Genomic DNA, 23,215 nt, shown 5'->3' with positions numbered 1-23,215 from the left:
GGCTCCGGTCTTCGAGGTTACGGCAACGAAGGGGGCCCGCACGCACCCCGTCCGGCGAATCCCCCTCGTGGTGGATGGCCGGCCACCTGATGTGTGACCGGCCACCGCGCGTGGGCCGGGTCAGGTGATCTTGACCGGGTTCACGATGTCGGCCACCAGGACCAGGAGCGTGAAGCAGATGAAGATCCCGGCGACCACGTAGGCGACCGGCATCAGCTTCGCCACGTCGAACGGACCGGGGTCGGGCCGGCGGAAGACGCGCGCCACCTTGCGGCGCAGGGACTCCCAGAGGGCGCCGGCGATGTGACCGCCGTCGAGCGGCAGCAGGGGCAGCATGTTGAAGAGGAACAGCGAGAGGTTGAAGCCGGCGAGCAGGAACAGCATCATCGCGATCTGGTTCTGCGCGGGGACGTCGAGGTTCATCACCTCGCCGCCGATGCGCGCCGCGCCGACCACGCCGACCGGGGAGTCGTCCGCGCGCTCCCCGTCGCTGAAGGCCGCGTTCCAGAGGTCGGGGATCTTGGACGGCAGCGCGATGATCGAGTCCACGCCGTTCTCGATCATGTCTCCGATGCGGACGACCGAGTCGCCGAAGGAGAGCGGGACGATCTCGGTGCGGGCGGCGAAGCCCAGGTAGCCGGCCTCCACGTACCTGTCGGGGACGACCTGGCCTTCGGAGTCCTTCTGCGCCACCGCGTTCTTCTGCAGGACGGCGTGCAGGGTCTGCTCCCGCCCGTCGCGTTCGACGACGATGGTGGCCGGGCCGATCGTGTCGCGGATGCGGTCCGACAGCGTCTCCCAGTCGTCGATCCGCTGCCCGTCGAAGGAGACGATCGTGTCGCCCGCCCGCAGGCCGGCTGCCTTGGCGGGGGAGACCGGGTCACCCTTCGCGCAGGTGTCGCGGGCCTCGCTCTGCGCGATCACGCACTTCTGCACGCCCGCGACCTCGGTGGTCTGGGTCTGGAAGCCGAAGGTCATGGACACGCCGAGGAAGATGGCGACGGCCAGGACCAGGTTCATGAACGGGCCGGCGAACATCACGATCACGCGCTTCCACGGCTTGCGCGTGTAGAAGAGGCGGCTCTCGTCGCCCGGTTCCAGCTCCTCGAAGGCGGCCGACCTGGCGTCCTCGATCATGCCGCGCCACGGAGAGGTGGAGCGCGCCTCCAGACGTCCGTCGGCGCCGGGCGGGAACATGCCGATCATGCGGATGTAGCCGCCCGCGGGGATCGCCTTGAGGCCGTACTCGGTGTCACCCTTCTTCCGCGACCAGATGGTCGGGCCGAAGCCGACCATGTACTGCGGTACGCGGATGCCGAAGAGCTTGGCCGTCGAGAGGTGGCCCAGCTCGTGCCAGGCGATCGAGAACAGCAGACCCACGGCGAAGATGGCGATCCCCAGGACCGTCAACAAGATCGTCGTCATACTCATGCGCGCGCCTCCGCTGTCGCTTTCGCCGAGAGCTCCTGGGCCCGGGCTCGCGCCCAGACCTCCGCTTCGAGGACGTCCGCGACCGTCAGTGAAGTTCCCGTGGCCGGGGTGCCGTGTTCGGCCACCACTGCGGTGACCGTATCCATGATTCCGTTGAAGGGCAGCCGTCCCGCCAGGAAGGCGTCCACGCACTCCTCGTTGGCGGCGTTGAACACCGCGGGAGCCGTGCCTCCGAGGGTACCGACGTGCCGGGCCAGCCCGACGGACGGGAACGCCTCGGTGTCCAGCGGGAAGAACTCCCAGCTGGACGCCTTCGACCAGTCGAAGGCGGGGGCCGCGCCGGGGACGCGCCGCGGCCAGCCGAGGCCGATGGCGATCGGTCCCCGCATGTCGGGCGGGGTGGCCTGGGCGAGCGTGGAGCCGTCCGTGAACTCGACCATGGAGTGGACGTACGACTGCGGGTGGACCACCACCTCGATCCGGTCGAACGGGATGTCGTAGAGGAGGTGCGCCTCGATGACCTCCAGGCCCTTGTTGACCAGTGTCGCGGAGTTGATGGTGATCACGGGGCCCATCGCCCAGGTCGGATGCGCGAGCGCCTGCTCCCTGGTGACGTCGGCCAGCTCACTCCTCGTACGCCCCCGGAAGGGGCCGCCGGACGCCGTGACGACGAGCTTGCGCACATCGGCACGGGTGCCGGCGGCCAGCGCCTGGAAGAGCGCGGCGTGCTCCGAGTCGACCGGGATGATCTGGCCGGGGGCGGCGAGCGCCTTCACCAGCGGGCCGCCGACGATCAGCGACTCCTTGTTGGCGAGGGCGAGCGTGCGGCCCGCCTCCAGGGCCGCGAGGGTCGGGGCGAGGCCGATCGAACCGGTGATGCCGTTGAGCACGGTGTGGCAGTCGCTCGCGGCGAGCAGGGTGGCCGCGTCGGGCCCGGCCAGGATCTCGGGAAGCGGTTCGCCCGCCCCGTACTCCGCGCGCAGCGCCTCGCGCAGGGCCGGCGCCTTGTCCTCGGCGGCGACGGCGACCGTGCGCACCCCCAGGCGCCGCGCCTGTCCGGCGAGCAGGGCGACCCGGCCGCCCGCTGCGGAGAGCGCGGTGACACGGAAGCGGTCGGGGTTGCGCAGCACCAGGTCGACGGCCTGGGTGCCGATGGAGCCGGTGGAGCCGAGGATCACGAGATCCCGGCGGCCGTCCGCGGCGTCGAAGATCAGATGCGGATCGGCGAGGGGGGCAGGGCTGTCGCTCATGCCCCCCATTGTCGCCGCTGCGGCCGTGCGCCGGGACAGGGCGTCCCGTCGCCGCCGGTTTCCCCGCCCGGCCGGTGGCGGGTTCAGCGGACCGGCCGGTGGACGTTCTCCTTCGTCGAGGGGCCCGGGGTGGCGTCGGCGATCCAGGGGCCGTCGCCGCTCGGGTCGACGACGCCCTCCTCCAGCCAGGTGTACGTACCGGAGAGGACACCGTCGACCACGCGCCGGTCCAGGTCGTCGGTGTTGGACCACAGGCGGGTGAAGAGCTCCTCGACCCGGATGCGGGACTGCCGGCAGAACACGTCCGCCAGTTGGTACGCCTCGCGGCCGTGCTCGCCGGTGGTGCGCAGGAGTTCGGCGCGTACGCAGGCGGCGCTCATCGCGAAGAGTTCGGCGCCGAGGTCGACGATCCGGCCGAGGAAACCCTGTTTGGTCTCCATACGGCCCTGCCAGCGCGACATCGCGTAGAAGGTGGAGCGGGCCAGTCTGCGGGCGGAGCGTTCGACGTGGCGCAGGTGGACGGAGAGGTCGGGGTGCCCGGCCGGGTGGAACTCGCCGTAGGCGCCTGGCAGCAGGCCGGGGCCCGTGACCAGCTTCGGGAGCCAGCGGGCGTAGAAGCCGGCGGCGTCGGCGCCCGCCCTGGCCTTGGCGGACCACGGTCTGTCCGGGTCGATGAGGTCACCGGCCACCTTGAGGTGGGCGTCGACGGCCTCCCGGGCGATGAGCAGGTGCATGATCTCCGTGGAGCCCTCGAAGATGCGGTTGATCCGCAGGTCGCGGAGCAACTGCTCGGCGGGGACGGCCCGTTCGCCGCGGGCGGCGAGGGAGTCGGCGGTCTCGAAGCCCCGGCCGCCGCGGATCTGGACCAGTTCGTCGGCGATCAGGCAGCCCATCTCGGAGCCGTACAGCTTGGCGAGCGCGGCCTCGATGCGGATGTCGTTGCGGTCCTCGTCCGCCATCTGCGAGGCGAGGTCGACCATGGCCTCCAGCGCGAAGGTGGTCGCCGCGATGAAGGAGATCTTCGCGCCGACCGCCTCGTGCCGGGCGACGGGCCTGCCCCACTGCTCCCGCGCGGCGGACCATTCGCGGGCGATCTTCAGGCTCCACTTGCCCGCTCCCACGCACATGGCGGGCAGCGAGAGGCGGCCGGTGTTGAGGGTGGTGAGGGCGATCTTGAGGCCGGCGCCCTCGGGGCCGATGCGGTGGGCGGCGGGGACCCGGACCCGGTGGAAGCGCGTGACGCCGTTCTCCAGGCCGCGCAGACCCATGAAGGCGTTGCGGTGCTCGACCGTGATGCCGGGGGCGTCCGCCTCGACGACGAAGGCGGTGATGCCTCCCCGGTGGCCATCGGACTCGGGGACACGGGCCATGACGACCAGCAGATCGGCGACGACGCCGTTGGTCGTCCACAACTTCACACCGTCGAGCACGTAGTCGTCGCCCTCGGGCACGGCGGAGGTGGCGAGCCGTGCGGGGTCGGACCCGACGTCGGGTTCGGTGAGGAGGAAGGCCGAGATGTCCGTACGGGCCAGCCGGGGCAGGAAGGTGTCCTTCTGCTCCTGGGTGCCGAAGATCTTCAGCGGCTGCGGTACGCCGATCGACTGGTGCGCGGAGAGCAGGGCGCCGATCGCGGGGCTGGCCGAGCCGATCAGGGCGAGTGCCTTGTTGTAGTACACCTGGGTGAGCCCGAGGCCGCCGTACTCGGTGGAGATCTTCATGCCGAGGGCGCCGAGTTCCTTGAGGCCGTTGATCACCTCGTCGGGAATCCTGGCCTCGCGTTCGATCAGCGCGCCGTCGATCCTCGTCTCGCAGAACACGCGCAGCCGCGCGAGGAACTCCTCGCCACGCCGTGCGTCCTGGTCGGCGGGGAGCGGGTGGGGGTGGATCAGGTCGAGCCGGAAGCGGCCGAGGAAGAGTTCCTTGGCGAAACTGGGCTTGCGCCAGTCCTGCTCGCGGGCGGCCTCGGCCACCCTGCGTGCTTCACGCTCGGTCACCTTGGGTGTCCGGGGCGGTTCGGGTGGGGCGGATGGGGCGGACATGAGCAGCTCACCTCGCCGCTGTCGGGACGGTCGGTGCCGGGCCGGTCGGGGTACCGCCGGTCAACTTTCCCCGGGTCGGTGCCACTCGTCCGTATGTACCCGATGTGACCCGCGCCCACCACCCCTGCGGCAGGGCGCACGAACGGCCGCAGCCCCCGCACAGTGGGCTGCGGCCGTTCGTCGTACCGCCTGCCGTGATCGCTGTCCGGGCGGAGGGCAGGCGGCCGTTCGGGGTGTCCTAGAGGGCGAGGCCGGTGAGGACCAGGACGCGCTCGTAGGTGTAGTCGTCCATCGCGTACCGCACGCCCTCGCGGCCGACGCCGGACTGCTTGGCGCCGCCGTACGGCATCTGGTCAGCACGGTAGGAGGGGACGTCGCCGATGATCACGCCGCCCACCTCCAGGGCGCGGTGGGCGCGGAAGGCGGTCTGCAGGTCGTGGGTGAACACGCCCGCCTGGAGGCCGTACTTGGAGGAGTTGACGGCGGCGAACGCCTCCGCCTCGCCGTTGACCTTCTGTACGGAGAGGACCGGGCCGAAGACCTCCTCGCAGGAGAGCGTGACGTCGTCCGGGAGCTCGGTGAGCACGGTCGGGGCGTACGTCGCTCCGTCGCGCCTGCCGCCGGTCAGCAGGGCGGCGCCCGCCTGGACGGCCTCGTCGACCCAGGACTCGACGCGCTTGGCGGCGTCCTCGCTGACCAGCGGGCCGACGTCGGTGGCGGCGTCGGACGGGTCACCGGTGACGAGGGCCTCGACGGCCGAGACGATCTTCGGGACGAGGCGGTCGTAGACCGAGGCGTCCGCGATGACGCGCTGCACGGAGATGCAGGACTGGCCGCCCTGGTAGTTGGAGAAGGTCGCGATACGGGTCGCGGCCCAGTCCAGGTCCTCCTCGGACGCGTAGTCGCCGAGGACGACCGCGGCCCCGTTGCCGCCCAGCTCCAGCGTGCAGTGCTTGCGCGGGACCGAGTCCATGATCGAGTAGCCGACCGGGCCGGAGCCGGTGAAGGAGATCACGGGCAGCCGCTCGTCCTGGACGAGTGCGGGCATACGGTCGTTGGGGACCGTCAGCACGGACCAGGAACCGGCCGGGAGGTCGGTCTCGGCCAGCAGCTCACCCAGGACCAGCGAGGAGATCGGGGTCGCGGGGGCGGGCTTGAGGATGATCGGGGCGCCGACGGCGATGGCCGGGGCGACCTTGTGCGCGCTCAGGTTGAGCGGGAAGTTGAAGGGCGAGATCCCGAGGACGGTGCCGCGCGGGAAACGCCGGGTCAGTCCGAGACGGCCGGTGCCGCCGGCGTCGGTGTCCAGGCGCTGCGCGTCGCCGCCGTTGAAGCGCCGGGCCTCCTCGGAGGCGAAGCGGAAGACGGAGACGGCCCGGCCGACCTCGCCGCGGGCCCACTTGACGGGCTTGCCGTTCTCGGCGGAGATCAGCTGGGCGATCTCCTCCGTGCGCTCCACCAGGCGGCGTACGACGTGGTCGAGGGCGGCGGCCCGCACGTGCGCCGGGGTCGCGGCGAACTCCTCGCGTACGGCGTGCGCGGCGGCCACTGCCTCCTCGGTCTGCGCGTCGGTCGGCACGCTGACCGTGCCGACGAGACGGCCGTCCCAGGGGTTGGTGACGTCGAAGCTGTCCTCGCCGGTGGCCTGGCGGCCGGCCAGCCAGAAGGCGTGGGTGGAAGTCATGGCGGGTCCGGCCCTTCGGAGGTCGTGACGGAGCTCGTGGGTGTCGTGCTCCCCCACCGTAGGGCGGCCGGGGGCGGATGGCGTTTGTCCGGCGTGGAGCACACCGCCCGGCGGATGCTCCGCTTCGGCGCGATCAGGTGCCCGAGGTGCCGGGGGTGGCGGAGGCGGCGGCCGTCGTGACCTTCAGCGCCAGCCACAGCTCCATGCGGACGTCCGGATCGTCCATGGAGCGGCCGAGGATCTCCTCCACCCGGCGCATCCGGTAGCGCAGGGTGTGGCGGTGCACCCCCAGATCGGCGGCGGCCGCGTCCCACTGGCCGTGCCGGGAGAGCCAGGCGCGCAGGGAGGCGACGAGGTCGCCGCGGCCCTTGGCGTCGTGCTCGTACAGGGCGCGCAGCATCCCGTCCGCGAAGGCCCGTACGGCGTCGTCGGCGAGGAGCGGGAGTACCGAGCCGGCGGCCAGTTCCTCGTGCTCGACGAGGGCCCTGCCGCGGCGGCGGGCCACGGAGAGCGCCTGTTCGGCCTGCTTGTACGCGGCGGAGACGGCGATCGGTCCGGACGGCGCGGAGAGTCCGACGACGACCTCGCCGTCCTCGGTGCCCGGCTCGCGGGCCGGGCGGTCGTCCTGGGCCTCGGCATAGGCGGCGCAGGCGGCCACCGCGGCGCCGCCGTCCGCGGCGAGCACGACGACGCGCTCGCCCTCGGGCACCGTCAGCAGCGCCTCCCCGGCGCGGGCCGCGGCGGCCTCCATGGTCTCGGCGAGGAGCTCGGGGGTGGACGCGGGAGCGGCTTCCGCGATCAGCAGCCGGAAGGGGGCGTCGAGCAGTCCGCCGTACAGGTCCCCTGCGACGGCCCGCGCGTGGTCGGGCTGTCCGGCGAGCAGCATCCGCAGTACGGCGGCGCCGAGGCGCTGCTCGGCGCCCTGGAGCGCGCGGGAGCGTGCGGTGGTGAGCGTCAGGAGGGCGACCGCGGAGTGCACGGCGTACCGCTCGGCGGTGCCCAGTGCCCCGCCCGTACCGACGGCGAGCGCGCCGCGGGCCCGGCGGCCGGTGCCGAGCGACTGTAGTTCGACCCGGTCGTCGGTGTCGCCGACGACGACACTGGCCGGGGCCGGGCGGTCCCGCAGGCGCTCCACGTCGGGGGTGAGGCGGGCGGCCCGTCTGGCCGCCCAGTCGGGCGCGGCGGCCACGACGGCGCCCGAGGTGTCGTAGAGGGCGGCCCAGCCGTCGACGTGGGCGGCCAGGCGGGTGAGGAGCTCGCCGGGTCCGTCACCCGCGACGGCGGCCCTGGTCAGCTCGCGCTGGGCCTCGAAGCCCGCGGTGACGGCCCGGTACTGATCGGCGGCGATGGCGGCGGACACGGCCTTGCTGATGGCGAGGAACGGGGTGCGGCGCGGTACTTCGAGGAGCGGCAGTCCGGCCTCGTCGGCCGCGTCCACGAGGGGCTGCGGGACGTCCTCGTAGTTGACGCCGACGGCGAACCCGAGCCCGGCGACCCCGGCGGCGGCCAGCCTGCGCACGTACCGGAGCATCGCCGCGCCGTCCTCGGCGTCGAGGTTGGTGGCGGTGACGAGCAGGAGCTCCCCGCCCTCCATGTACGGCACGGGGTCGGTGAGCTCACTTGCGTGCGCCCAGCGCACGGGCGTGTCGAGCCGGTCGGCCCCCGCGCGGACCGTGAGCTTGAGCGCCGAGTGCTGGACGAGCGAGGCGAGTGTGGGGGGCATGGGACGGCGGAACCTCTGGATCGATTTCGCCGTCCCGTACGAACGGCTGCTTCGATTCTGCCAGGGCGGCAGGGTCGGTGACGCCGACCGAGGGGTTACCGGCCGGTATGCCGACCGGGGTCAGCGGCCGAGGTCGACCAGGAGCGGGGGGCGTGTTCGCCGTCGACCGTGGTGAGGGAGAGGACGGCGTGGCCTGCGGGGAGTTCGTAGGCGAGCGCGGAGGCGGACCAGCGTTCCCGTTCCACCCGCCTCACGGTGACGGCTTCGGTGGTGACCGCCTTGCCCGTGGCCAGCTTGCGCAGCGTATGGAGCGCGCGCGTGAGCGGCTGGTCGGCGAAGACCGCGTGCTGGGCCACCTCGCGCACCTCCAGCCACTCCTTGCCCCATGCCTCCGAGAAGCGACGCCCGTCCCAGGTGGTCACGCCGGAGAAGATCATCCCGCAGCCCACAGCACCGAGCAGGGCGCCATGGAGTTCCTCGGGCACGTCCTCGACGGTGCGCAGCGCCAGCACCGCACCCGCGTTGACGGACCGCAGGTTCCTGAGGCCGCGGACGGTCTCGGCGGTCAGCGTGTGCGTCGCGTCGTCGAGCACGAGGCAGGTGAACAGGGAGCGGTCACGGCGGGCCGCGGCGATCGCGTTGAACTGTGCCAGGGCCAGTCTGGCCAGCACCCTGGACGCCCCCGCGTGCGCACGCTCCGGGAGGTCGATACGGACCCGGAGCGGGCGCTCCTGGAGAAAGTGGAGCGAGAAGGGGCTGCTCTCCCCGCCGGTGGCGAAGAACGCCGCGAACGCGGGCCGGTCAAGGAGGGCGAGCCGGTCGGCGAGAGCGGGAGCGGGGTCGCCCACCGCGCCCTCCTGCCGGGCCCGCGCCTCCAGTTCGCGCAGCATGGTGGCGTTGCCGCCCGCGTGCAGGGCCTGTCGGAGCGGACCGACCGCGGATTGGCTCCCGGCGAGGAGTTCGCGCAGTTCCGGCACGGGAGGGAAGCACCCGTGTGCGGCGAGATAAGGGCCGAGCAGCTGGCCGAGCGCCAGTGCCGCCCGGGAACTGTCGAGCTCCGGAACGTCTCCGATCAGGCCCTCGGCGAGGATGGCCGCGGCCTCATCGGGATCCCGTGTGCCGCCGTACAGATCGAAGTCGTACGCCGAAGTGGGGTCGCCCGGCCTCACCACGACGTCGAAGGCGTCGTCCGGGCCGAGGGGCGTGCCGGCCGCACAGACGGTGAGCACGGACGACTGCCCCGCGAGGGCCTGGAGCGACAGCGTTTCGACCACCGGGCGTACGAGCCGGCTCGTCTTGCCCGATCCGGACGGCCCGACGGCGAGCAGGGAGGAGCCGAGAACGGCCGGGTCCAGTGCCGCGCTCACGCCCCTGCGGCTGTAGGGGTTGCGCTCGTCGTCGGCGAAGGCACCGATGCGGACCTGGCCGGTCAGCAGGTCGTGCCGGGCCGATCGCAGGGGCAGGTCCCGGCATCCCCCGGGATGGAGGAAGGCGTCCGGGCCCTTGCGCAGCACCGTGGCCACGAAGGACGCCGTGCGATCGTGGCGGGTGCGGGCCAGCTTCCAGGCGTGGCTGACCCGGGCGCAGTCCACGTCGTTCATGCGGCCGGCCCGGACAGCGGCGGTGAGCAGTTCGGCCACGTCCGCGTGCCCGGCGGCACGCAGCACGGGCCAGCCGGCCAGGCTCACTTCCGGTGCGGCTGCCGAGGTGTTCGTCCGGGCGCCCGCACGGCGCTCCCGGACGGCACGGACGGCTTCGCTCCACCGGCCCGCCCGGGCGAACGGCCAGACGATCGCGACGGCGATCAGGGCATAGGTCCCGTACAGGAGCAGCAAGGGCCGCAAGATGCTCTCGCCGGGCTGCGGCCACTCGATCGACATCAGTTCGGACACCGCGTTCGCGAGGGGCACCTTCGCGCTCCAGACGGCCCACAGCGCGAGAAGGGCGCCGCCTCCCGATGCGAGCACCCGGGCGCGGCGCAGGTCCTGACCGGCGTAGTGGCGGAAGACCCCCGCCCAGTTCCCGGCCCTCGCGGCCCAGAGTCCGGCAGCCAGAGCCAGGGCCTGGTAGTAGAGGGTCTGGATGTAGTAGGCGATATCCGGCGCGTTCGGCCTGAGGCCGCCCACCGCGTACCAGTCCGAAGGAGCGAGCAGGGCGAGCAGGGACTTCATGTACGGGATGCGGAAGTTGGCCAGCAGCACCCAGAGCACCAGGAAGAGCGCCAGCGTGATCACCGGCGCCAGCAACGAAGGCGGCGGCGCCTTCTCGGGCGGCCGGGGGACGTGTCCGTACCGCCAGACACCGGGCCCCGCGGCCGGGCGGTCGGCGTTCAGCCACTCGGCGACGGACGGGCCGACGCGGGGCGCGGCGAGGGGTACCGGCGGAGCGCCGGGCGGAGGGCCGGCCGGACGCGGCACCGGCGGACGGGGCGCTCCCTGGGGCTCGTACTCCCCCTGCGCGCCACTCGCGCCCCTCACGCCGTGCACGTCGTCGCTCTTCATGAACCGCTGCCCCCTGACCGGCCTGCCTGGTCCGTCCGCTGCCCCGGTCAATCTAGTGCGCCCGGCCGAGGACTTCACCCAGGCCCAGGCGCCCGTCCCGTACCGGGAGGTTCCGCAGGGTGTGGGCCCTTCTGTCCGGATGGGACAAGGACACGCCCGGCACCACTCCCGATCGGCGCATGCCCGTCCGCGCCCACCGCCTCTAGCCTGCAGGAAGAGACGTGCAGGAAACACCCCCAGGAGCCCCTCATGAGCGCAGTCCCGCAGGAGCGCAGCCTCGTCACCGCCATTCCCGGCCCCAAGTCCGTCGAGCTCCAGGCTCGCCGTGTCGCGGCGGTCGCCGCGGGCGTGGGCTCCACTCTGCCGGTGTTCACGGCCCGCGCCGGCGGCGGGATCATCGAGGACGTGGACGGCAACCGTCTGATCGACTTCGGCTCCGGTATCGCCGTGACGTCGGTGGGCGCCTCCGCCGAGGCCGTCGTGCGCCGCGCCACCGCGCAGCTCGCCGACTTCACCCACACCTGTTTCATGGTCACGCCGTACGAGGGGTACGTCGAGGTCTGCGAGCGGCTGGCCGAGCTGACGCCCGGCGACCACGCGAAGAAGTCGGCGCTGTTCAACTCGGGCGCCGAGGCCGTCGAGAACGCCGTGAAGATCGCCCGCGCCTACACCAAGCGGACCGCGGTCGTCGTCTTCGACCACGGTTACCACGGCCGGACCAACCTGACGATGGCGCTGACGGCGAAGAACATGCCGTACAAGCAGAGCTTCGGCCCGTTCGCGCCCGAGGTCTACCGCGTCCCCGTGGCGTACGGCTACCGCTGGCCGACCGGCCCCGAGAACGCCGGCGCCGAGGCGTCCGCGCAGGCCATCGACGAGATCACCAAGCAGATCGGCGCGGACAACGTCGCCGCCATCATCATCGAGCCGGTCCTCGGCGAGGGCGGCTTCATCGAGCCGGCCAGGGGCTTCCTCCCGGCGATCGCCCAGTTCGCCAAGGACAACGGCATCGTCTTCGTCGCGGACGAGATCCAGTCCGGCTTCTGCCGCACCGGCCAGTGGTTCGCCTGCGAGGACGAGGGCATCGTCCCCGACCTGATCACCACCGCCAAGGGCATCGCGGGCGGCCTGCCGCTCTCCGCCGTGACGGGCCGCGCCGAGATCATGGACGCCGCCCACGCCGGCGGCCTCGGCGGTACGTACGGCGGCAACCCGGTGGCCTGCGCGGGTGCGCTCGGTTCCATCGAGACGATGCGCGAGCTGGACCTGAACGCCAAGGCCAAGCGCATCGAGGAGGTCATGAAGGGCCGCCTCGCCGAGATGCAGTCGAAGCTCCCCAACGGCGACATCATCGGTGACATCCGCGGCCGCGGCGCCATGATCGCGATCGAGCTCGTGCGGTCCGGCACGAAGGACCCGGACCCGGCGGCCGCCGCGGGCCTGGCCAGGGCCTGCCACGCCGAGGGGCTGCTGGTCCTCACCTGCGGCACGTACGGCAACGTCCTGCGCTTCCTGCCGCCGCTCGTCATCGGGGAGGACCTGCTGAACGAGGGCCTCGACATCATCGAACAGGCTTTTGCCACGGTCTGATCCGCGCGCGTTCCGCCGGACGCCGGATGACGGATGCGCGGGTTCGGACCACACCCGGTGTGGGCCTGTGAAGAACGTGTGGGGGGCCGATGGCGGGATGCGTTTCCGGCTGTCGGTCCCCCTCCGGCTGACGTACGGTTTCGGCAGATGAGAGAAACACGCCGCTCGCGGGAGACCACGGGCGGTCCCGGTCCGGCGCTTCCCCGGCGCCTTCCGGGTCGTGCCCCGGCGCACGCCCCCGGAGCCTCCGGCTCCGGAACCCCTCACCGGTCGGACGGCCGCCCGCCCCACACCCCCCGGGGCGCGCGGCGAACCGATCCCGCCGGTCGTCCAGGAACAATCCCCCCTGTTCCTGGACGACCGGCTTCTCTTCTTACCGCGGTGGCCTCACTGCTCGCGGTCTTCGCGCTCATCACCTGGCAGGTCGTGGCCGACGGCCCCCTGCTCGCTCCCGACGAACGGGCCGGCCACGCGCTGGCGGGCCGCGGGCCCGCGGCGCTCACCGAGCTCTTCACCGACCTCGGCAACATCGAGGTCGCCGTGCCGGTACTGGTCTGCGCGATCGTCTTCGCCCTGCTGCGCGGCGACCGCCGCGAGCCGCTGTACGCCGCCCTCGCGATGGCCGCCGTGCCCGCGCTCGTCGTACCGCTGAAGCTGTGGACCGACCGCCAGGGCCCGCTGACCGAAGCGACCGGCTACTACCCGTCCGGCCACACGGCCACCTCCGCGGTGGCGTACGGAGCGGCGGCCATGCTCCTGGTCCCGTACCTGAGGCGCTCATGGCCGATGCCCGCCACCGCCGTCCTGCTGACGGCGGCGACGAGCATCGGCCTGGTACTGCGCGGCTACCACTGGCCGCTCGACGTGGTCGCCAGCTGGTGCCTGAGCGGGGTGCTGCTGGCGGCCCTGTGGGTGCTCATCCGCTTCGGCGGCCGTCAGCCGCCGAAGTAGGCGTCGAAGTTCTTCGAGAACTCCCAGCTGTTGAAGCGGTCCCAGTTGATCGACCAGGTCATCAGCCCGCGCAGTGCGGGCCAGGTGCCGTGTGTCTGGTAGCCGCCGCAGTCGGTCTTCTTCGTCAGGCAGTTCAGCGCCTTGGTGACCTCCGCGGGCGAGGTGTGCCCGTTGCCCGCCTGGGTCGAGGCCGGCAGGCCGATGGCGACCTGCTCGGGGCGCAGCGCCGGGAAGACCTTCGTCCGGTCACCGGCCACCGGGAAGCCCGTCAGGAGCATGTCGGTCATGGCGATGTGGAAGTCGGCGCCGCCCATCGAGTGGTACTGGTTGTCCAGGCCCATGATCGAGCCGGAGTTGTAGTCCTGGACGTGCAGCAGGGTGAGGTCGTCGCGCAGGGCGTGGATCACCGGGAGGTAGGCCCCGGCACGCGGGTCCTGCCCGCCCCAGGGCCCCGAGCCGTAGTACTGGTAGCCGAGCTGGACGAAGAAGGTCTCCGGGGCCATGGTGAGGACGAAGCCGGCACCGTACTTCGCCTTGAGGGTCTTGAGCGCGGAGATCAGGTTGACGATCACCGGTGAGGTCGGGCTGCGGAAGTCGGTGTCGCCCGTGTTCAGCGAGAGCGAGTGGCCCTCGAAGTCGATGTCCAGGCCGTTCAGCCCGTACTCGTCGATGATCCTGCTCACCGAGGAGACGAAGGTGTCGCGGGCGGCCGTGGTCGCGAGCTGCACCTGCCCGTTCTGGCCGCCGATGGAGATGAGCACCTTCTTGCCCGCGGCCTGCTTGGCCTTGACGGCCGCCTTGAACTCGGCCGTGGATTCCACGTTCGGGCACTCGGCGACCGGGCAGAGCGAGAAGCGGATGTCGCCTGAGGTGACGGAGGTCGGCTCGCCGAAGGCGAGGTTGATGACGTCCCAGGAGTCGGGCACGTCCGCCATCCGGGTGTAGCCCGAGCCGTTGGCGAAGCTGGAGTGCAGATAGCCGACGAGGGCGTGGGCCGGGAGGTCACCGCCACCCCCGCCGCCCCCGCCGCCCGCGGCGGTGGTCGCGGAGACAGCGGCCGACTTGGCGGACTCGCCCGCGGCGTTGACCGCGCTGACCTGGAAGCTGTACGCGGTCGAGGCGGTCAGGCCCGTGACGGTGGCCGAGGCGCCGGTGACCGTGAGGACCTTGGTACCGCCGCGATGGACGTGGTAGCCGGTGGCCCCGGAGACCGCGTTCCAGGTGAGCGGCACGGAGGAGGCGGTGGCCGTGCCCGCCTTCAGTCCGGTGGGGACGGCGGGGAGGACGACCGGGTCGCCGCCCGGCCCTATGACGCTGACATCGTCGGCGTAGTACGCGGGAGTGCCGTACCAGCCGTGGGTGTAGACGGTCACCGAGGTGGTGGCGGGGCCGGTCGTGAACGTGGTGGTGAGCTGCTTCCAGGCACCGGGCGACTGCGTCCAGGTGGAGACGTCCGTGGTGCCGGTGCCGGACGCGCCCAGGTAGACGTAGCCGCCCTGCACCCAGGAACTCAGGGTGTACGTGGAGCCGGGCCTGACCGCGACGGCCTGGGAGCATCTGGCGTTGTCGCTGCCCGCCGGGGTGGCCTTCAGCGCGGCCGTGCCGCCGCGCACCGGTGTGCTGACGGTGGTGGCGCCGGCCGCGGTGCAGCTCCAGCCGCTCAGGCCGGCCTCGAAGCCGCCGTTGCGGGCGAGTTCGGCGTCGGCGGCTCCGGCGGGCTGCGCGGTCGCGACCAGGCCGGCCGCGGCGAGCAGTGCGGCCGTGAGGGCGGCCACGAGTCCGGACAATCGGGCGGGGGGTCCCGTACGTTCCACAACAGCCTCCGGGCGGGCAGAAATTGGGGGGTGGCGGGCCACAATTTGGTCCAGACCAATGAACTTGTCAAGACCTCTGGCAGAGCGGCGGCCGGTACGGCCCCCGTCACAGGCCCGCGCCGCCCCCGCCGCCCCGTGCGGCGCGAGTCCCAGCAGGGCGGGGCCGGTGGGCGTCCCGGAGCCGTCCGGCTGGGTCCGGGCACGGGGCTGCGGCGTCAGCTGTCGAAGCCGAGGCCCGCCTTGTCCATCGCCCGCAGCCAGAGATTGCGGTGGCCGCCGTTGTCGTCGGCCCTGGCAAGCGACCTCTTGGTCAGTTCGATGCCGGCCCAGGCGAGCGGCTCGGGCGGGAAGGGGACGGGCTTGGAACGGACCATCTCCAGGTCGGTGCGGGCCGTCCGCTCACCGGAGAGCAGGTCCAGCATCACGTCGGCCCCGAACCGGGTCGCGCCGACCCCGAGCCCGGTGAATCCGGCCGCGTAGGCGACCCGCCCCCGGTGCGCCGTACCGAAGAAGGCGGAGAAGCGCGAGCACGTGTCGATCGCCCCTCCCCAGGCGTGGCTGAAGCGCACCCCGGCCAGCTGCGGGAAGCAGGTGAAGAACTGGCCGGCGAGCTTGAGGAAGGTCTCGGGCCGCTGGTCGAGCTCGGCGCTCAGCCGGCCCCCGTACGGGTAGACGGCGTCGTATCCGCCCCACAGGACGCGGTTGTCGGCGGAGAGCCTGAAGTAGTGGAACTGGTTGGCGCTGTCGCCCAGTCCCCGCCGGTTCCTCCAGCCGACGGACGCGAGCTGGTCGCCGGTCAGCGGCTCGGTCATCAGCGCGTAGTCGTAGACCGGGACGGTGTACGGGCGCACCCGCCTGACCAGCGAGGGGAAGATGTTCGTCCCCAGTGCGACCTTGCGGGCGACGACCCGTCCGTACGGGGTCCTGACCGCCATGCCCGGGCCCGACCTGACGAGGCCGAGCCCGCGGGTGTGCTCGTACACCCGGACGCCGAGTTCGACGCAGGCCCGCTTCAGGCCCCAGGCGAGCTTGGCGGGGTGGAGCATGGCGACGCCTGTGCGGTCCAGGAGTCCGCCCAGGAAGGTCGGTGAGTCGACTTCCGCCCGCACCGCTTCCCGGTCCAGGAACTCCAGTCCGGTGAAGCCGAGTCCGGTGGCCTCCCGGTGCCAGGCACGCAGCTCTTCGAGCTGGTGCGGCTGGGTGGCGACGTCGATCTCGCCGGTGCGCTCGAACTCGCAGTCGATGGAGTAGCGGGCGACGGCGTCCTCGATGGCGTCGAGGTTGCGTTCGCCCAGCTCCTCCAGCTTCCTGATCTCGTCCGGCCAGCGTTCCACGCCGTTGGGCAGGCCGTGGGTGAGGGAGGCGGCGCAGAATCCGCCGTTGCGGCCCGAAGCGGCCCAGCCCGCCTCGCGCCCCTCGATCAGGACGACGTCGCGCCCCGGGTCCCGTTCCTTGGCGATCAGCGCGGTCCACAGACCGCTGTATCCGCCGCCGATGACGAGGAGGTCGCAGCGCTCCTCCCCGACGAGCGCGGGGAGTGCCTCCGGTTTCGCCGGGTCGTCCAGCCAGTAGGCGAGCGGCTTGGCACCGGCGAGTGACTGTGCGGCAGTACGCATGGCGGCTGGGGCCATGGTTTCCAACTCCTTCGGGAACTCTCTAGGGTCGCGCGTTGTTCTTCCGCCGGTTCGCGACGAGCTGGCCGACGAGGACCACTGTCACGGCGATGACGAACATCGCCGTGCCGACGACGTTGATCTGCACGGGCGTGCCGCGCTGTGCCGAACCCCAGACGAACATGGGGAAGGTCACGGTCGAGCCCGCGTTGAAGTTGGTGATGATGAAGTCGTCGAAGGAGAGCGCGAAGGCGAGCAGCGCTCCCGCGGCGATTCCCGGCGCCGCGATCGGCAGGGTCACCCGGACGAAGGTCTGCACGGGCCCCGCGTACAGGTCGCGGGCGGCCTCCTCCAGCTTCGGGTCCATCGACATCACGCGTGCCTTGACCGCGGTCACCACGAAGCTGAGGCAGAACATGATGTGGGCGATCAAAACGGTCCGGTAGCCCAGCTCGGCGCCCATGTTGAGGAAGAGCGTGAGCAGCGAGGCGGCCATGACCACCTCGGGCATCGCCATCGGCAGGAAGATCAGCGAGTTGACCGCGCCACGCGCCCGGAAGCGGTAGCGGACCAGCGCGAAGGCGATCATGGTGCCGAGCACGGTCGCGCCGATCGTCGCCCAGACCGCGATCCGGAACGAGAGCGAGAGCGAGGAGCAGAGGTCTGCGACCCCGCAGGGGTCCTTCCAGGCGTCCAGGGAGAACTGCTGCCAGGCGTAGTTGAACCGCCCGTTGGGCTTGTTGAACGAGAACACCATCACGACGACGTTCGGCACGATCATGTACGCGAGCGTCAGCAGACCGGCGATGACGATCAGGTTGCGGCGAATCCAGCGCAGTGCGGGCATCAGACCAGGTCCTCCGTCCCGGAGCGGCGGATGTAGAAGGTGACCGTCAGCAGGACGATCGCCATGAGGATGAACGAGAGCGCGGCGGCCGTCGGATAGTCCAGGACCCGCAGGAACTGTGACTGGATGACGCTGCCCACCATCTTGGTGTCGGTCGAGCCGAGCAGTTCCGCGTTGACGTAGTCACCGCTGGCGGGGATGAACGTGAGCAGCGTGCCGGAGACGACGCCCGGCATCGAGAGCGGGAACGTCACCTTGCGGAAGGTCGTGGCGGGGGTGGCGTACAGGTCGCCCGCCGCCTCGTGCAGCCTGCCGTCGATCCGCTCAAGCGAGGTGTAGAGCGGCAGGATCATGAACGGCAGGAAGTTGTACGTCAGGCCGCAGACGACCGCCATCGGGGTGGCGAGCACCCGGTTGGACTCGGTCCAGCCGAGCCAGCTGGTGACGTCCAGGACGTGCAGCGTGTTCATCAGGTCCACGACCGCGCCGCCGTCCGCGAGGATCGTCTTCCAGGCGAGCGTACGGATCAGGAAGCTGGTGAAGAACGGGGCGATGACCAGGACCAGCACCAGGTTGCGCCAGCGGCCCGCCTTGAACGCGATCAGGTACGCCAGCGGATAGCCGAGCACCAGGCACAGGACGGTCGCGGAACCCGCGTACAGCAGCGACCTGACGAACTGCGGGTAGTAGTCCCTCAGCGCGTCCCAGTACGTCCGGAAGTGCCAGGTGACCTCGAACCCCTGCTCCAGGGAGCCCGTCTGTACGGAGGTCGACGCCTGGTAGACCAGCGGCACCGCGAAGAAGACGATCAGCCACAGGATGCCGGGGAGCAGCAGCCAGTAGGGGACGAGCCGCCTGCGGGCGGAGGGCTTGCGGACCGGCGGCCCGGCGGGTTCGGCTGCGGGCGTCGGCGGGGCTTCGGTGAGGGTCACGAGACGTCCTCCACCGTCTCCACACCCGCGTCGCCCATCGTCCCCGCGAGCTTGGACTGGGAGGCGTCCAGGCCGAAGGTGTGCGCCGGGTTCCAGTGCAGGACCACTTCGGCGCCCGGCACCAGCCGCGCGTCACGCTCGATGTTCTGCTCGTACACCTGGAGCTCCCTGCCCGCCGGGCTCTCCACGACGTACTGCGTCGAGACGCCGATGAAGCTGGAGTCGACGATCCGGCCGGTGACCCGGTTTCGGCCTTCGGCGATCCGCCCGGCGGCGTCGGCGTGCGCCAGGGAGATCTTCTCGGGGCGTATGCCCAGGAGCACCCTGCCTCCGGTCACGGCCGGGGCGGAGCACCGGTCACCGGGCAGCCGGAGCTTTCCGCCGCCCGCCGATACGACGATGTCCGTGCCGCACCCGGCGATCTCGCCCTCGATGAGGTTGGAGGTGCCGAGGAAGTTGGCGACGAACGTGGTCTTCGGGTTCTCGTACAGATCTGCGGGCGCGCCGAGCTGTTCGACGCGTCCCCCGTTCATCACGGCGACGGTGTCGGCCATGGTCATGGCCTCCTCCTGGTCGTGCGTGACGTGCACGAAGGTGATGCCGACCTCGGTCTGGATGCGCTTGAGCTCCAGCTGCATCCGGCGGCGCAGTTTGAGGTCGAGGGCGCCGAGCGGCTCGTCCAGGAGCAGCACCTGCGGGTGGTTGATGAGGGCGCGGGCGACGGCGACGCGCTGCTGCTGGCCACCGGAGAGCTGGTGCGGCTTGCGCCGGGCGAAGTCGCCGAGCTGGACGAGCTCCAGCATGTCGCCGACCTGCTTCCTGACCGACTTGACGCCGCGCCGGCGCAGACCGAAGGCGATGTTCTCGGTGATGTCCAGGTGGGGGAAGAGCGCGTAGCTCTGGAAGACGGTGTTGACGGGCCGTTTGTACGCGGGCAGGCCGGTGATGTCCTTGCCGCCGAGCGAGACCGTGCCGGTCGTGGCCTCCTCCAGGCCCGCGATGATGCGGAGCGTGGTGGTCTTGCCACAGCCGGACGCCCCGAGCAGCGCGAAGAACGAACCCTGCGGGACGGTCAGATCGAGCGGGTGTACGGCGGTGAAGGAGCCGTACGTCTTGCTGATCCCGGTGAGGCGGACGTCGCCGCCGGTTGTCTGCTGCTGAGTCATGGGTCGCGGTCCCGGTGGTGGAAGGGCGGGTGAGGGAAGGGAAGGTCCGGTGTGCTCAGGCGCCGATGAGCCTGGCGAACTTCTCCTCGTACGCCGTCTCCTCCTTGGAGCTGAGCGAGCGGAAGGGGTGGGACTTCGCCGCCATCTCCTTGTCCGGGAGGATCAGCGTGTTGTCGGCCATCGACTCGTCGATCCTGGCGAGCTCCTCGCGGACGCCGTCGACCGGGCACACGTAGTTGATGTACGCGGCGAGCTGGGCGGCGACCGGCGGCTCGTAGTAGTAGTCGATGAGCTTCTCGGCGTTCGTCTTGTGCCGCGCCTTCGCGGGGACGAGCAGGTTGTCGCTGGAGGTGAGGTAACCGGCGGCGGGGATCGCGAACTTGATGTCCGGGTTGTCGGCCTGGAGCTGGATGATGTCGCCGGCCCAGCCGAGACAGGCGGCGAGGTCGCCCTTGCTCAGGTCGGCGGTGTAGTCGTTGCCGGTGAAGCGGCGGATCTGCTTCTTGTCGACGCCCTTCTGGAGGCGGCCGATCGCGGCGTCGAAGTCGGCGTCGCCGAACGACTCCGGGGTCTTGCCCATGTCGAGCAGGGTCATACCGACGGAGTCGCGCATCTCGGAGAGGAAGGCCACCCGCCCCTTCAGCCCGGGGTCGTCGAGCAGCTGCGTGACGGAGTCGACCTTGCGGCCTCCGGTCGCCTTGGAGTTGTAGGCGATGACGGTGGAGATGCCGGTCCAGGGGTACGAGTACGCGCGGCCCGGGTCCCAGTCGGGGGTGCGGAACTGGGACGAGAGGTTGGCGAAGGCGTGCGGCAGGTTCGCCGGGTCGAGCTTCTGCGCCCAGCCGAGCCGGATCATGCGGGCGGCCAGCCAGTCGGTGACGCATATGAGGTCGCGTCCGGTGTTCTGGCCGGCCGCGAGCTGCGGTTTGATCTTGCCGAAGAACTCGACGTTGTCGTTGATGTCCTCGGTGTACCTGACCTCGATCCCGGTGCGTTCCGTGAACGCCTCCAGGGTCGGACGGCCCTTCTCGTCCTCGCTGACGTCCATGTACTCGGTCCAGTTGGAGAAGCTGAGCCGCTTCTCCCTGGCCGAGTGGTCGTCAAAGGCGGCTGCCGCATCGCCCTCGCGCTTCGCGGGCGGGATGCCGCAGGCACTGAGCGCGCCCAGGCCGCCGAGCGCGAGGGCGCCCATGCCCGAGGCGCGCAGCATCGAACGGCGGGTGAGGGCACCCCTGCCCGTGGTCAGGCTTCGCCTCATGGCCGCCAGCCGGGCGGGAGAGAGGTGCTCGGGCTCGTACTGCTCCATACGCGTTGCCCTTTCGGGTGTGTGGCCGCCGGTCGGGCGACGTCTGCTATCGGTCCCCGAAGATCGTGCGGTGCCAGTCCTTGCGCGCGACCGCGCTGTTGTCGTACATGACGTGCTTGACCTGTGTGTACTCCTCGAAGGAGTACGCCGACATGTCCTTGCCGAAACCGCTGGCCTTGTATCCGCCGTGCGGCATCTCGCTGATGATCGGAATGTGGTCGTTCACCCAGACGCAGCCCGCCTTGATCTCGCGGGTGGCCCGGTTGGCCCGGTAGAGGTCGCGGGTCCAGGCGGAAGCCGCGAGTCCGTACGGGGTGTCGTTGGCGAGGGCGATGCCTTCGTCATCGGTGTCGAAGGGCAGGACGACGAGGACCGGCCCGAAGATCTCGGACTGGACGATCTCGCTGTCCTGGGCGGCGTCCGCGACCAGGGTCGGCCGGTAGTAGGCGCCGTCCCTGAGACCGCCGCCGGGCGCCTCGCCGCCGGTGACGACGGTGGCGTAGGCGCGGGCGCGCTCGATGACGGCGGCGACCCGGTCGCGGTGGGCGTGGCTGATCAGCGGGCCGAGGTCCGTCGAGGGGTCGAAGGGATCACCGAGCCGTACGGTCTCCATGAGCGCGGCGACGTCCCGTACGAAGGCGTCGTAGAGGGGGCGCTGCACGTAGGCGCGGGTGGCGGCGGTGCAGTCCTGGCCGGTGTTGATGAGGGAGCCGGCCACCGCGCCGTTGACGGCCGCTTCGAGGTCGGCGTCGTCGAAGACCAGGAAGGGCGCCTTGCCGCCGAGTTCGAGGTGGAGGCGCTTGACGGTGGAGGTGGCGATCTCCGCGACCCGCCTGCCGACGGCCGTCGATCCGGTGAAGGAGGTCATGACGACGTCGGGGTGGCCGACAAGGTGCTCACCCGCGTCCCTGCCCGCTCCGGTGACGATGTTGATCACCCCGTCCGGGATGCCCGCCACGGTTGCCGCCTGGGCGAACATCAGCGAGGTCACAGGGGTGGTCTCGGCAGGCTTCAGGACGATGGTGTTGCCTGCGGCGATGGCCGGGAGGACCTTCCACGCGGCCATCTGGAGGGGGTAGTTCCAGGGGGCGATGGAGCCGATGACGCCGATCGCCTCGCGGCGTACGTAGGAGGTGTGGTCGCCGTCGTACTCGGCCGCCGCCTTGCCCTCCAGATGACGGGCGGCGCCCGCGAAGAAGGCGGTGTTGTCGACGGTGCCCGGCACGTCGAACCCGGTGGAGAGCTTGATCGGCTTGCCGCACTGGAGGGACTCGGCGTACGCGAGGTCGTCGGCCTGTCCGGCGAGCTCGGTGGCGAAGCGGTACATCACGTCGGACCGCTCGCCGGGGGTGGCTCCGGACCAGCCGGGGAACGCGGCGGCCGCCGCGGCGACGGCCGCGTCCACGTCCTCGGTGCCGGCCAGTTCGTAGCGGTAGACCGTCTCGCCCGTCGCCGGGTTCACCACCTCGTGGTGGCGCCCTGATGTGCCGGACCGCAGTTTTCCGCCAATGTACTGCGCGCCGCCCGCGAAGCGGTCCTGCACGTGGAAGCCGTTGCCCATGACGCACTCCTCCGCCGCTCACTCCGCTGGGCGGGGGCGGCGTAGCTTCTGGTCGAGTTGAGTGCCGATCCTGACAGAGGGACCCCAGGCCAACAAGTGATTCCGTTGTTGCCTTTTGGTTACGCGACGGAATCTGTCGACCATGTGTCGTGTCGGCGCGAAGATCCCCGTACGGAGTGTCCGTGGCGGATGCCAGACTCCCATGCCATGGGGCACACCGAGGATCTTGTGGCGAGAGTCGCGCGTGGCGAGAAAGTGAAGTACCTGCCGTTCTGGGGGCACCGCCCGAGCCACGACGGCCGGCTCGGTCCGAGCTGTCTGAGCCAGTGGTGGCCCTCTCCGTTCACCGTGGACGCGGTGACGTACGCGTCGGCGGAGCACTGGATGATGGCCGGCAAGGCGCGGCTCTTCGGCGACGCGGAAGCGGAGATACGGGCGGTCGGGGCGAGCGGCCCGGGGGCGGCGAAGAAGGTGGGCCGGCTGGTCCGCGGCTTCGACCAGGAGGTCTGGGCGCGCGAGCGCTTCGGCCTGGTGGTGGAGGGCAGCGTCCACAAGTTCGGCCAGGACCCCGCGCTGCGGGGGTATCTGCTGGGCACGGGGGACCGCGTGCTGGTCGAGGCGAGCCCTCTCGACCGGATCTGGGGCATCGGCCTCGCCGGGGACGACCAGCGGGTGAGCGATCCGGCGCGCTGGGAGGGGCTGAACCTGCTCGGCTTCGCGCTCATGGAGGCGCGGACGCGGCTGCGGGCGCTCTGACGGACGGTCCCGGAGCGCCGTTCGCGGGCAGGCGCGTGTCCTGTCCGCGAA

General features: G+C 71.3%; 16 protein-coding genes. 3 read left to right on the top strand and 13 right to left on the bottom strand.

Translation table 11 applies throughout. The features are described from left to right. Positions 1-120 precede the first annotated feature (120 nt). The 6 genes from Sfulv_RS21475 to Sfulv_RS21450 form a co-directional block, all read right to left on the bottom strand. Positions 121-1,431: a M50 family metallopeptidase gene (locus Sfulv_RS21475; protein WP_173316189.1), complete on the bottom strand. Its 1,311-nt coding sequence runs from the start codon at positions 1,429-1,431 to the stop codon at positions 121-123. Then, positions 1,428-2,681, bottom strand: a complete 1,254-nt coding sequence (gene dxr, locus Sfulv_RS21470; protein ID WP_173316188.1) for a 1-deoxy-D-xylulose-5-phosphate reductoisomerase — start codon at positions 2,679-2,681, stop codon at positions 1,428-1,430. The genes Sfulv_RS21475 and dxr overlap by 4 nt, the downstream gene beginning before the upstream one ends. 83 nt (positions 2,682-2,764) lie before the next feature. Then, on the bottom strand, positions 2,765-4,720 hold the full coding sequence (locus tag Sfulv_RS21465; protein WP_173316187.1) for an acyl-CoA dehydrogenase family protein: 1,956 nt from the start codon (positions 4,718-4,720) through the stop codon (positions 2,765-2,767). A 238-nt stretch (positions 4,721-4,958) separates the two neighbouring features. Then, a complete protein-coding gene (locus Sfulv_RS21460; protein WP_173316186.1) occupies positions 4,959-6,404 on the bottom strand; it encodes an aldehyde dehydrogenase family protein in 1,446 nt (481 codons plus the stop codon). 133 nt (positions 6,405-6,537) lie between these two features. After that, positions 6,538-8,127, bottom strand: coding sequence for a PucR family transcriptional regulator (locus Sfulv_RS21455; RefSeq protein WP_173316185.1), 1,590 nt, complete (start codon positions 8,125-8,127; stop codon positions 6,538-6,540). Between the two features lie 95 nt (positions 8,128-8,222). Next, positions 8,223-10,628, bottom strand: a complete 2,406-nt coding sequence (locus Sfulv_RS21450) for a type IV secretory system conjugative DNA transfer family protein (protein WP_173316184.1) — start codon at positions 10,626-10,628, stop codon at positions 8,223-8,225. 249 nt (positions 10,629-10,877) lie between these two features. Here Sfulv_RS21450 and gabT point away from each other — a divergent pair, with 249 nt between their 5' ends. Then, positions 10,878-12,218: a 4-aminobutyrate--2-oxoglutarate transaminase gene (gabT, locus tag Sfulv_RS21445; protein WP_173316183.1), complete on the top strand. Its 1,341-nt coding sequence runs from the start codon at positions 10,878-10,880 to the stop codon at positions 12,216-12,218. A 381-nt stretch (positions 12,219-12,599) separates the two neighbouring features. Beyond that, positions 12,600-13,169 (top strand): phosphatase PAP2 family protein, encoded by a 570-nt coding sequence (locus tag Sfulv_RS21440; protein WP_305961379.1) that lies wholly within the window; start codon positions 12,600-12,602, stop codon positions 13,167-13,169. Here the strand turns inward: Sfulv_RS21440 and Sfulv_RS21435 are convergent. The 7 genes from Sfulv_RS21435 to Sfulv_RS21405 all read right to left on the bottom strand — a co-directional run bounded on the left by Sfulv_RS21435 (position 13,154) and on the right by Sfulv_RS21405 (position 22,408). Further along, positions 13,154-14,983 carry a chitinase gene (locus Sfulv_RS21435; protein WP_173316181.1) on the bottom strand — a complete coding sequence of 610 codons (1,830 nt, stop codon included), beginning with the start codon at positions 14,981-14,983 and terminating at the stop codon, positions 13,154-13,156. The genes Sfulv_RS21440 and Sfulv_RS21435 overlap by 16 nt on opposite strands. 215 nt (positions 14,984-15,198) lie before the next feature. Further along, entirely contained in the window at positions 15,199-16,614 is a 1,416-nt protein-coding gene (locus tag Sfulv_RS21430) for an NAD(P)/FAD-dependent oxidoreductase (RefSeq protein ID WP_173316180.1), read from the bottom strand. Between the two features lie 25 nt (positions 16,615-16,639). Further along, positions 16,640-17,443, bottom strand: coding sequence for an ABC transporter permease (locus Sfulv_RS21425; protein ID WP_173316179.1), 804 nt, complete (start codon positions 17,441-17,443; stop codon positions 16,640-16,642). Further along, positions 17,443-18,375: an ABC transporter permease gene (locus tag Sfulv_RS21420; RefSeq protein WP_173316178.1), complete on the bottom strand. Its 933-nt coding sequence runs from the start codon at positions 18,373-18,375 to the stop codon at positions 17,443-17,445. Before Sfulv_RS21420 ends, Sfulv_RS21425 begins: the two co-directional genes overlap by 1 nt. Beyond that, a complete protein-coding gene (locus tag Sfulv_RS21415; protein WP_173316177.1) occupies positions 18,372-19,541 on the bottom strand; it encodes an ABC transporter ATP-binding protein in 1,170 nt (389 codons plus the stop codon). The genes Sfulv_RS21420 and Sfulv_RS21415 overlap by 4 nt, the downstream gene beginning before the upstream one ends. 55 nt (positions 19,542-19,596) lie before the next feature. Continuing rightward, positions 19,597-20,847, bottom strand: a complete 1,251-nt coding sequence (locus Sfulv_RS21410; RefSeq protein ID WP_173316176.1) for a polyamine ABC transporter substrate-binding protein — start codon at positions 20,845-20,847, stop codon at positions 19,597-19,599. 46 nt (positions 20,848-20,893) lie between these two features. Continuing rightward, on the bottom strand, positions 20,894-22,408 hold the full coding sequence (locus Sfulv_RS21405) for a gamma-aminobutyraldehyde dehydrogenase (RefSeq protein WP_173316175.1): 1,515 nt from the start codon (positions 22,406-22,408) through the stop codon (positions 20,894-20,896). 189 nt (positions 22,409-22,597) lie between these two features. On the opposite strand from Sfulv_RS21405, the gene ybiA reads away from it, so the two are divergent. Continuing rightward, positions 22,598-23,164, top strand: a complete 567-nt coding sequence (ybiA, locus tag Sfulv_RS21400; RefSeq protein WP_371874693.1) for a riboflavin biosynthesis intermediates N-glycosidase — start codon at positions 22,598-22,600, stop codon at positions 23,162-23,164. Positions 23,165-23,215: the final 51 nt, after the last annotated feature.

It is taken from the genome of Streptomyces fulvorobeus (assembly GCF_013167895.1).
Lineage (GTDB): Bacteria > Actinomycetota > Actinomycetes > Streptomycetales > Streptomycetaceae > Streptomyces > Streptomyces fulvorobeus.
Note: the sequence above shows the minus strand (reverse complement) of the source record. Positions and strands in the feature narration are given on the sequence as shown.

What these genes read in the sequence shown, in the direction of transcription:
- Sfulv_RS21475 (WP_173316189.1), bottom strand. Translation starts at nt 1,431, where the DNA reads ATGAGTATGACGACGATCTTGTTGACGGTCCTGGGGATCGCCATCTTC.
- dxr (WP_173316188.1), bottom strand. Translation starts at nt 2,681, where the DNA reads ATGAGCGACAGCCCTGCCCCCCTCGCCGATCCGCATCTGATCTTCGAC.
- Sfulv_RS21465 (WP_173316187.1), bottom strand. Translation starts at nt 4,720, where the DNA reads ATGTCCGCCCCATCCGCCCCACCCGAACCGCCCCGGACACCCAAGGTG.
- Sfulv_RS21460 (WP_173316186.1), bottom strand. Translation starts at nt 6,404, where the DNA reads ATGACTTCCACCCACGCCTTCTGGCTGGCCGGCCGCCAGGCCACCGGC.
- Sfulv_RS21455 (WP_173316185.1), bottom strand. Translation starts at nt 8,127, where the DNA reads ATGCCCCCCACACTCGCCTCGCTCGTCCAGCACTCGGCGCTCAAGCTC.
- Sfulv_RS21450 (WP_173316184.1), bottom strand. Translation starts at nt 10,628, where the DNA reads ATGAAGAGCGACGACGTGCACGGCGTGAGGGGCGCGAGTGGCGCGCAG.
- gabT (WP_173316183.1), top strand. Translation starts at nt 10,878, where the DNA reads ATGAGCGCAGTCCCGCAGGAGCGCAGCCTCGTCACCGCCATTCCCGGC.
- Sfulv_RS21430 (WP_173316180.1), bottom strand. Translation starts at nt 16,614, where the DNA reads ATGGCCCCAGCCGCCATGCGTACTGCCGCACAGTCACTCGCCGGTGCC.
- Sfulv_RS21425 (WP_173316179.1), bottom strand. Translation starts at nt 17,443, where the DNA reads ATGCCCGCACTGCGCTGGATTCGCCGCAACCTGATCGTCATCGCCGGT.
- Sfulv_RS21415 (WP_173316177.1), bottom strand. Translation starts at nt 19,541, where the DNA reads ATGACTCAGCAGCAGACAACCGGCGGCGACGTCCGCCTCACCGGGATC.
- Sfulv_RS21410 (WP_173316176.1), bottom strand. Translation starts at nt 20,847, where the DNA reads ATGGAGCAGTACGAGCCCGAGCACCTCTCTCCCGCCCGGCTGGCGGCC.
- Sfulv_RS21405 (WP_173316175.1), bottom strand. Translation starts at nt 22,408, where the DNA reads ATGGGCAACGGCTTCCACGTGCAGGACCGCTTCGCGGGCGGCGCGCAG.
- ybiA (WP_371874693.1), top strand. Translation starts at nt 22,598, where the DNA reads ATGCCAGACTCCCATGCCATGGGGCACACCGAGGATCTTGTGGCGAGA.